The 9,278-nt window shown below is 70.9% G+C and carries 9 protein-coding genes, 1 tRNA gene and 1 pseudogene; 9 read left to right on the top strand and 2 right to left on the bottom strand.

Annotation, left to right across the window (positions count from 1 at the left end; all coding sequences use genetic code 11):
* The first annotated feature begins 219 nt into the window (after positions 1-219).
* Positions 220-293: transfer RNA gene (locus ND748_RS18135), tRNA-Ala, on the top strand.
* Positions 294-518: 225 nt separating this feature from the next.
* Here ND748_RS18135 and ND748_RS18130 read toward each other — a convergent pair.
* Positions 519-1,055 carry a dihydrofolate reductase family protein gene (locus tag ND748_RS18130; protein WP_251747006.1) on the bottom strand — a complete coding sequence of 179 codons (537 nt, stop codon included), beginning with the start codon at positions 1,053-1,055 and terminating at the stop codon, positions 519-521.
* 294 nt (positions 1,056-1,349) lie between these two features.
* On the opposite strand from ND748_RS18130, the gene ND748_RS18125 reads away from it, so the two are divergent.
* The 8 genes from ND748_RS18125 (at position 1,350) to ND748_RS18090 (ending at position 7,815) form a co-directional block, all read left to right on the top strand.
* Positions 1,350-1,955, top strand: a complete 606-nt coding sequence (locus ND748_RS18125) for a SigE family RNA polymerase sigma factor (protein WP_251747004.1) — start codon at positions 1,350-1,352, stop codon at positions 1,953-1,955.
* On the top strand, positions 1,948-2,685 hold the full coding sequence (locus ND748_RS18120; RefSeq protein ID WP_251747003.1) for a hypothetical protein: 738 nt from the start codon (positions 1,948-1,950) through the stop codon (positions 2,683-2,685). The genes ND748_RS18125 and ND748_RS18120 overlap by 8 nt, the downstream gene beginning before the upstream one ends.
* A 236-nt stretch (positions 2,686-2,921) precedes the next feature.
* A complete protein-coding gene (locus tag ND748_RS34680) occupies positions 2,922-3,893 on the top strand; it encodes an AraC family transcriptional regulator (RefSeq protein WP_251747001.1) in 972 nt (323 codons plus the stop codon).
* A gap of 262 nt (positions 3,894-4,155) precedes the next feature.
* A complete protein-coding gene (locus ND748_RS18110; RefSeq protein WP_374215962.1) occupies positions 4,156-4,623 on the top strand; it encodes a cupin domain-containing protein in 468 nt (155 codons plus the stop codon).
* Between the two features lie 86 nt (positions 4,624-4,709).
* A complete protein-coding gene (locus ND748_RS18105) occupies positions 4,710-5,558 on the top strand; it encodes an SDR family oxidoreductase (protein ID WP_251747000.1) in 849 nt (282 codons plus the stop codon).
* 159 nt (positions 5,559-5,717) lie between these two features.
* Positions 5,718-6,530 carry a ferritin-like domain-containing protein gene (locus ND748_RS18100; protein ID WP_251746999.1) on the top strand — a complete coding sequence of 271 codons (813 nt, stop codon included), beginning with the start codon at positions 5,718-5,720 and terminating at the stop codon, positions 6,528-6,530.
* Positions 6,531-6,654: 124 nt separating this feature from the next.
* A complete protein-coding gene (locus ND748_RS18095) occupies positions 6,655-6,945 on the top strand; it encodes an acyl carrier protein (protein ID WP_251746997.1) in 291 nt (96 codons plus the stop codon).
* Between the two features lie 153 nt (positions 6,946-7,098).
* Positions 7,099-7,815: a cyclase family protein gene (locus ND748_RS18090; protein ID WP_251746996.1), complete on the top strand. Its 717-nt coding sequence runs from the start codon at positions 7,099-7,101 to the stop codon at positions 7,813-7,815.
* A gap of 48 nt (positions 7,816-7,863) precedes the next feature.
* Here the strand turns inward: ND748_RS18090 and ND748_RS18085 are convergent.
* A pseudogene (locus tag ND748_RS18085) lies at positions 7,864-9,278 on the bottom strand (hypothetical protein); the annotation flags it as partial.

Below are 9,278 nucleotides of genomic sequence, written 5' to 3'. Positions count from 1 at the left end.
GTCACGGCCGGCGCCGCGGAACACCCGGGCCGCCGCGCGGACCTCGCCGAGGTGGCCCTCCCCACCGCCCGCGCCGAGGCCCGCTCCGAGACCCACAGCGACCGCGCCGTGCGGATCGGCTGACCCCGCCCTCCGGGCCGGCCGATCGACGACGGCGCACTCCGACCGGGGGTGGTCGTCACATGGCCCTCGCCGTCCTGTAAGCTTCGGTTACTTCCAGGGGGTGTAGCTCAGCCTGGTAGAGCGCCTCCCTCGCACGGAGGAGGCCAGGGGTTCGAGTCCCCTCACCTCCACGCGCTGGCCCGTCGTGGTCGCCGCCTTTTGGGCGGCTTCCCGGCGGGCCGCGATGCTTTTCGGGGGGGCGACCCCCCGATCCCCCCGACGTGTGGCCGCCGTCGGACGTGGCCGCCTCATGTAGGTGAGGAGAGTGCGCGATGGCAGCCGTCGAGGGACTGTGCATACTCGTGCCGTCCAGGGTTCGTCCAGCGGGTGAGCGGATCGGGCGGCCCGCGCGGCGCCTACCGGATGGGGCGGTAGTCGACAAGTAGATGACCGGTCGGTGACGTCGTGCTCCGGATCGCTTGGAGCCGAGTCGACGGCAACCCGTCCAGCAGTCTTCGTCCGCTGCCGACGATCCTCGGTGCGATCACGAGTCTGAGCTCGTCGACGACGTCCGCGGCGAGCAACGCCTGGGCGAGCGAGATACTGGCGTGGACGCCGATGTCTTCTCCGGGCCGGTTCTTCAGGGCTCGCGCGAATTCGACCAGATCACCGTCGACGACGGTTGCGTTGGTCCACTCCCGATCAAGCGGCGCGGAGGTCGCGACGTACTTCGCGACCCCGTTGATGAAGGTCGCGAATGGCTGGATCTCGCTGGATGGCCAGAACCGAGCCCACTCGTCGTAGCTGCGCCGGCCGAGGATCACCGCGTCCTGCGTCGCGATCACTGCGGCGAGGTTGGCGTCCAGTGCGTCGTCCCAGTCGGTGATGAACTGATCCGGATCCTCGGCAACGCCGTCGAGAGACAGCAACTCGTACACGACGATCTTTCGCACGTTCGACACCCCCGGTTGACATCGATCCCGCTGAGCCCTCGGCTCGTGCATCCACGTCGGCAGCACGATCAGCCACGTCGGCAGCACGATCAGCCGCGACGGCTTCACGATCCTGCCACGAGCCGCCGCATCGGCCGCCCTGGCTGTGCTTACCGGGAACAGTGGGCCGGGGCCGTCATCCGGACATCTCCTGCGAACCGTGTGGCGTGCTCAGTCCGGTGAGGTGGGGGACCGGGTATGCAACCTTTGTGCCGTGGAGGTCCGTCGAGGGGGCATGACCACACTGGAGCATCCGTGACATCGGACCGGGACGAGGAATTCCGCGCCTTCGTGCTGACGCACCGGGCGGACCTGGTGCGGACCGCCACGCTGTTGACGGCGGGTGATCGGCACCTCGCCGAGGACCTGGTGCAGTCGACGCTTACGGCGCTGTATGTGCACTGGCCGAGGTATCGCGGTGCGCGAAATCCCGACGCCTACGCGCGGCGATGCCTGGCGAACGCGCTGATTGACGAGAAGCGCCGGCCGTGGCGCCGGGAGCGCTCGACCGATCAGATCACCGACGCCGTCGATCCGGCGTCCCTGGTGCTGAGGTCCGGCCACACGCGGGCAGGCGACCGCGTCGAGGCGATGTATCAGGCGCTGCGGGAACTACCGCCGCGCATGCGCGCCGTCCTGGTCTTTCGTTACTTCCACGAGTTGAGCGTGGCGGACACGGCGCAGGCGCTGTCGTGCTCGCAGGGCACGGTCAAGAGCCAGGCTGCCCGGGCGATCGACCGGCTGCGGGAACGGCTGTCCGGGCCGGCGCCGGCTCCCGACGCGTGCACCGCGACATCCGACCGGCAGGACAACGTCCCCCATCCCGACCGCTATCAGCTGAGCGGAGTCTTCGATGTCTGACCTGCGCACCCTGTTGCACGAAGCGGCTGACGCCGCGCCGGTCGCGCCGACCCTGGCCACCGTGGACGGTGACCTCGCCCGCGGACGGCGAGTTCTCGCCCGCAACCGCCGGATCCGCTGGACCGTCGTCCCGACCACGACCGGCCTCGTCGCCGCGCTGGCCGGCGCGCTGATCGCGGGGCCACGCCTGGCGGCGGATTCCCCGTCGACCGTTGCGTCGACCGTTGCGACGGCCGGTCCTTCGAGCCGCGGACCGGTGGCCGGCACCGACCTGTCCGCCACGATCTCCCTCGTTGCCTACCGGGGTGTTCAACCAGTCGGTTACACCATCGACAAGGTCCCCGATGGTTGGCAGATCCAGAACGTCAACCGATACTCCCTGGTCATCGCGCGGGTCGGTGCGACCGACAAGGACCCGACCTCCTTCATCGGCAAGATTCTCATCGGTAAGGCGAACCCGGACGAAGTCGCTGTCCCGCGCGCCCACCAGACCACGATCAGAGTGGGGGGCGTCGCCGCCCGGCTGTTCACCTTCCCCGACCCGCAGGATCCCGCGCAATCCCAGCCGCCGGCCCCCGACTCGGGCACGCGCGGCCTACTGCTGCCCGCGGGCAGAGACTCGTATCTCATCTTCCAGATCCCCGGCCAGCTGCATTGGGACGCGGCCACGGTGGCCGACTTCGCCGCCGGCGTCCACATGACCGCGAGCGCGCAGGCCGCCCTCGGCTGAGGCGACAGGTCACCGACGGCGTCGCGCGGACCGGGGCTGGGCGGTACCTCTTCCACGTCCGCCTGGACCGCGCCGACGACAGGCCGCTCGCCTCCAGATGATCACCGGGCGTCACAGCGACAGCGCCTGTCCAGCTGTCCGGCTGTCCGCCTAACGGCAGAGGATGGGGGCAGGTTAGTCGAAAGCGGCGACGTTGCGTGCGCCGTGGACCTCGAGCACGCCCGCGGGAGGCCATCGTGACGTCTGCTTCACCGGCTGATTCACCAGCTGATCCATCGGCTTCGGGGGCGACCCGGTTCGCCGCCGCCGAACTGGCCCGACGCTTCGACGAGGACGTGCACTGCACCACCCGAAAATGCAGCGTGCGGGACGCCGGGTGGTCGTCGGTGCTGGTCCGGGTCGCGCAGCGACAGGACGCGTCGGGTCGCGCCGACATGGGCGTCCTACCCCATCTTCGGATCATGCTGGTGACCCGGGGAACCGTCGCCGTCCAGCGACGGGACGGCGCGACGCGGCGGTCCGCTCACCTCGCACCGGGGAAGGCCTGGCTCGTCCCGGCCGGTGTTCCACTGAGCTACGAGTGGACCGGGGCGGGCTGCGGCATCCGCGAACTCAGTGTCCTGGTGATCCCGGGCGACGAGTTGGAACGCACCGCCGAGGTGTTGAACCGTCGGCGATCAGCCCCGGTCACCTTCACGGCGCCGGTGTTGACCGAGGACCACGTGGTGCGCAGTGCGCTGACCGGGCTGACGCACGCGTTGGCTGCCGGCGTCGACGAGCTGTACGCGCAGACCTCGGCGGCGTTCCTGCTTGCGCACGTGCTCAGCCACTACGGGAACGGGTCGGCGGGCCCCGTCGGCATGGGCGGGGTCGACGGGGGTCGGGAGGACTCTCGGGTCCGCACCGCGATCGAGTTCATGCGGGACAACCTGCACCTGCCCGTGTCACTGTCGGACCTGGCCGGCAGCGCCGGGCTCAGCCCCTACCATTTCGTGCGCGTGTTTCATGCCTCGACGGGCCAACCACCACGCCGGTTCCTCACTCGGATGCGGATCGAGGTGGCCCGGCGTCGACTCGCGGACAGCGACCTCACGGTCACCGAGATTGCCGACCTGTGCGGGTTCAGCAGCGCCAGCCAGTTCTCGACCGCGTTCCGCCGGGAGACCGGCATGGCGCCTCGGGCCTTCCGCCACAGCCGCGCGGCGTAGGAGCGGGACCCAGGTTGCGGGACCCAGGTTGCGGGACAGAGGTTGCGGGACAGCGGGTACCGGACAGAGGTTGCGGGCCACTTGTGCGGGGCATAGGCGCGATCGGGAGCGGGGGAAACTCCGCAACAAGGAGCATGTTTTCGGCAAGCGGGCGAATGCGTGCCGGCGGCCGGTACGCCTACGTTCGAGGTGAGGCCGCCACGCCAGCCGCGGCCCGCTCTGCCGGCCGGCCGGCCCTGTCCACAACGCGAAGGAGAAGCACGTGAGCATGCTGTATCTCGCTCAGGCCAAGGATCAGCAGCAGCTCGAATGGCTCGACGGCGGGACGCTCACGATGGTGCTCGACGCCGCGGCGACCGACGGCCAACTGATGATGGGCAGATTCGACGTCAGCGAGGGCGAGGCGCCGCCGTATCACCAGCACGTGCGTGAGGACGAGGTGTTCATGCTGATCAGTGGCACCGCGCTGGTCTGGCACAACGACCGCGAGTACGAGCTGTCCGAGGGCGGCGTGGTCTTCCTCCCCAAGGGCGAACCGCACTCATATCGGGTCACCTCGAAGAAGGCGGACCTGCTGATGATCAACACGCCGGCCGGTATCGAGGGCATGTTTCGCTACGCCGGCCGCGACATGTCCACCCCGCGACCCGACGGCTTCCAGATCTCACCTGATCGGATGGCCGAGGCGGCCGAGAAGTTCGGCAACATCGTCGTCGGACCACCGCGCTGACCCCGACCGTCCAGACCAGCCAGAAGGAACAAACGCATGCCTGAGACAGCCGACTGCACCGATGCCTCGGCCGAGGGAGAGCAGCAGTGAAGATCTTCGCGACCGGGGCAACCGGCACGTACGCCGGGCTGGTCGTGCCCGCCCTCGTGCGGCACGGCCTCGACGTGCGCGCGGCCGTGCACGACCCGGCCAAGCGCGACATCCCGCTGGGGTACGGCGCGACGGAGACCGTGTCCGCGGACCTCGGCGACCCGGGCAGCCTGCGGGCCGCACTCGACGGCGTCGACGGCGCGTTTCTGATCACACCCGCCTTCGCCCCGGACGCGACGAAGATGGGACTCAACCTCATCGAGGCGGCGCAGGCCGCGGGAGTGCGCAAGATCGTCTACAACGGGGTCTACCACCCCTCCCTGCCGCTGGAGAACCACGCCAGCACCCGGCCGATCGAGGCGGCCCTCTACAGCTCGACCCTGGACTTCACGATCCTGCAGCCCGCGATGTACATGCAGGGCCTCGACGGCGCCTACGAGCAGGCCCGGAACACCGGCACGCTCGTCATGCCCTGGTCGAAGCAGGCGCAGATGACCTACGTCGACTATCGCGACGTCGCCGAGGCCGCGGCCCTCGCGTTCGTCGACGATCGACTCTCCTTCGGCACGTTCGAGCTCGCCGCGCCCGGCACGGTCGACCGCGTCCGGCTCGCCGAGCTGATGGCCGAGGCCTGCGGCCGCGGGGTGACCGCCGGGGACCTGCCCGCCGGTTTCACCCTGCCGCCCGGGCAGCCCGCCGGTCTGGCCGCGATGTTCGACGAGTACGACCGCCATGGCTTCCACGGCGGCAACCCGCTCGTGCTCCGCACGGTCCTGCGCCGCGAACCGCGCACGCTGGCCGCCTACATCGCCGAACTCGGCACCTCCGACCACGACACAACGTGACCACTGCGGGTGAGCCCGGCCAGCATCCCGCTGCCCGGCGGCGGTGATAACTGATCGCGATGGGCCGATTGAGAACCGGGTAGTGGGTTGTCGCGGCCGGGCGAAGAATAAATAGTGGGGGCCGGAAGGCCAGGCAGGAAGCTCGAAAGGAGCTCACGGATGCCGACCGCAGCCCCCGAAGAGGCCCACAGTTTCGAGGTTTTCCAACACTACGAGCGCCTTCAGTGGAAGGTTTCCGAGCTCGGGTTGGAGAATGTCCGACGCGATCTGGTGGACCCGGCCTACATCTCGCTCGTCAAGGGTGTCGTCATGGGCGAGGCGACCTCGCTGCCCGGGCTACACGGATTCCTCAGCGAGTTCGACGACGACTACGACTGCTCGGCCTTCGTGGCCGTCTGGGCCTACCAGGAGCTCCAGCACCACTACGCCTTCCGGGCCTGGCTGAAGGCGGTCGACGTGCACATCGACCAGGCCAGGATCGAGGCGTTGCGGGAGCCGTACGAGCGGGGCATCACGCCGAGCGCCACCCTGGCCACGAACGTGATCTCCGAAATCATCGTCAACACCGCATACCGGGCCCTCTCCGCCTGGGTCCGCGAACCCATCCTTTCCGACCTTTTCCTGCGGGCGAGCCGCGACGAGGCCGGCCACGCCCGCGAATTCCTGTACTACCTGAAGCGGCGGCTCAACCAGCACCCCGAGGAACTCACCTCGGTCCTGGAGCGCGTCCATTTCTACGCGACGAGTTCGCGGCTCAACCACCCGGTCGGGGTCTACAAGCATCAGCTCGTCGAGGAGATGCGGGGATACGAGACCGTCGACGACGTGATCGACGTCTACCTGCGGTTCTCGCCGCCGGACGAACAGGACCGACTCCAGGCCAAGCTACGCCGCGCGCTCGGCAGCGCGATCGGTCGTGACCTGACCCGGAACTCCGACATCCGACAGGCCCTCGCCGACTCCATGGCGTGACGCCCCAGGCTCCGCCGGCATGCCACGGGGTCGGCGAGCCCCGGCCCCGCTGGCCGGCGGAGCCGGGGTTCGCCCGTCGCCTCATCCGCGTCGAATCGCAGCTCGCACGATCCGAGGAGTCCCGATGTCGCCATCGTCGCCATCGTCGTCGTCATCATCGTCAGCCCATGCGGAGATCACCCAGACCGTGACCGAGATCGTTGCCGGCGCGCTCCGCCTGCCCGCCGAGGCCCTCGCCGCGGACCTGAACCTGCGGACGGTCGAGGGCACCGACTCGGTGAAGGTTCTGCTCGCAATCGCCCGGATCGAGCGCGAGTACGCCATCGAGATCGAGGACGAGGACGTCTTCACCCTGACCACGATCAACGACGTCGTCCGCATCGTGCAGGCGCAGCTCGCCGAGACGACGGTCTGACACCCAGCAAGTCGGCCGGCCGGCCAGTCAGCCGCGTTCACCCGCCCGGTCACCGGACTTACCTGGCTTTCCAGACCGACGGGCATGGGGCCGGCGGGCATGGTGGTGCGATGGCCCGCCGCACGCGGGTGTCCCCCACTGCCGGAGGTCCTCATGCCGAGCATCCCCATGCCGAGCATCCCCAACGATGGCGGTGCGCAGGGCAGCGAACTGGTCGACCTGTCCGTGCCGATCGTCAGCGGGATGCCCGTGTACCCGGGAGATCCCGAGGTGGCCGTGGCGCCGGCGCTGCGCGCGGCCGAGGACGGAGTCAACGTGCAACGCCTGCACCTGGGTTCGCAGTCGGGCACGCACGTCGACGCGCCCTGGCACATCGACGACGCACTGCCCCGGCTCGACGAGCTGCCGCTGGACCGTTTCACCGGCCCGGCGGTGCTCATCGACGCCCGCGGGCAGGCGGCGCAGGGGGCGATCGGGCCCGCCGCGCTCCCGGCGACGCTGCGCCCCGGCGACGTCGTCCTGTTCGTGACCGGCTGGTCGGACCGCTGGGGGCACCTCGACTATCTGCGCCACCCCTACCTGGCGCCGGAGACGGCCAGGGCCGTCGTCGACGCCGGGGTGCGGACCGTCGGCATCGACGCCCTGAGCGTGGACCGCACGCCTGGGACGGGCCAGGAGTTCAGCCTGGCGGCACATCGGGTGCTGTGCGGCGCCGGCACGGTGATCGCCGAGAACCTCACCGGCCTGGCGAGGCTGCTGCGGGCCCGGGAGCAGGGGCGGACGGTCGAGATCTTCCTGTTCCCCCTGCCACTCGCCGCGGCCGACGGCGCGCCGGTCCGCGCGGTCGCCCGGCTGGGCCCGCTGCCCTGAGCGGTCGGGTCCAGCGTCGCGTGGCGGGCCGCCGGGGCGGTGCCCCGCTCAGCTCCCGACGGCGTGGCGCCGCAGCAGCGGATCGATCTCAGCGGGGTTCTCGCCGACCGGGTCGCCGGCCGCGGACCCGCCGGCGGGTGCGGCCTCCGGGGAGGCGACCAGCCCACCGTGGGTGCCCGGCGGGTTGATCTGGACGCGGCCGGGACGCGAGGTGGTCGGCCGGTTGGTGGGACGGACCGCCGGCCGGGCGGTCATGCGTGCGGCGGATGCAGCCGCAACCTCCCCGGCCGCCATCTCGACGTCGGTGTCCGCCTCGACCTCGTCGTATCCGACCTCGTCGTATCCGACCCCGTCATAGCCGGCACCGTCGTAGCCCGCCCGCTCATAACCGGCGACGTCGTAGGCGGCAGCCTCATAACCGGCAGCGTCATAGCCGGCAGCGTCATAGCCGGCAGCCTCGTAGCCAGCAGCCTCGTAGCCAGCAGCGTCATAGCCGGCAGGCGCTGCGGAGCCGGCGGGCGGCGCGTAGCCGTGCAGGATCTTCGCGTGGCCGCCGCTCGCCGGGCGGCCCGGGGCTGCGGCGTCCCACCCAGCCGCGGCGGCGTAGCCGCCCGGCTCCTGCTCGCCGGGCGCGACCGGGCCGCCGGGACGGTCTCCGCCGCCCGTCCACCGGGTCGGTGCGGGCTGCTCGTCCTGCCCGGCAACGTCGCGATACGCGTGCTGGGCGGCCAGCAGACCGCCGAGGTCGATCGTTTCTGCCCGGGCGTGCGCGAGCTCCTCGGGGGTGAGCTCCGCCGCCGGCTGGGGACGCCCGTGCCGTTCGCCGCCGGTCGAGCCGGAACCCCGCTCGGGTCGGGGACCGGAACCCGGCTCGTGCCGGGAGACGGCATCCCGCTCGTGCTGGGTGCCCGCATCAGGCTCGTGCTGGGCGCCCGAATCCCGCTCGTGTTGGGCGCCCGAATCCCGCTCGTGGTAGGCGAAGGACGAGCCGATCGGACGGCGGCGGCTGCGGGCGACCCGCTCGGCCTCGATCCGGCGCTCGATCGAGACCCGGGTGATCGCCAGTCGGCGTTCGACCTGAGCGGCGCGCCGCAGGTGGATGAGGTAACCGGCGAGCCCGAGATCGGCCAGGAGCTGCACGGCGATCCACATCCCGCCGAACACGGCGGCCAGCACGACGGACAGCGGGAACACCGCCGCCAGCAGGATCAGCCGCTGGCGGCGCACCCGCATCAGGGCCGCCCGCTCGGCAGCCACCCGGTGCAGGGCGATGGTGCGGTGGGAGTCGACCCGTTCGCCGCCGCGGACCGCGCCGTCGTCGCCGGCCGATCCTCGCCCGCCCGAAGCCCCGGACCGCGCCTGAGGACCCGCCCCACCCGAAGTCGCAAGCCCACCCGAACTACCCGGCCCACCGGGGGTTCCCGGCCAGCCCAGGGTCGCCGGCCGGCCCGAGGGCGCGTGCC

This window comes from Frankia sp. AiPs1, from assembly GCF_023716945.1.
Taxonomy (GTDB): Bacteria; Actinomycetota; Actinomycetes; order Frankiales; family Frankiaceae; genus Frankia.
The sequence above is the reverse complement of the archived record's forward strand: the minus strand, read 5'-3'. Positions and strand labels throughout refer to the sequence as shown.

Bases quoted from the DNA above. Each gene is read 5' to 3' on its own strand.
- ND748_RS18120 (WP_251747003.1), top strand. From the start codon at position 1,948: ATGTCTGACCTGCGCACCCTGTTGCACGAAGCGGCTGACGCCGCGCCG.
- ND748_RS18100 (WP_251746999.1), top strand. From the start codon at position 5,718: ATGCCGACCGCAGCCCCCGAAGAGGCCCACAGTTTCGAGGTTTTCCAA.
- ND748_RS18095 (WP_251746997.1), top strand. From the start codon at position 6,655: ATGTCGCCATCGTCGCCATCGTCGTCGTCATCATCGTCAGCCCATGCG.
- ND748_RS18090 (WP_251746996.1), top strand. From the start codon at position 7,099: ATGCCGAGCATCCCCATGCCGAGCATCCCCAACGATGGCGGTGCGCAG.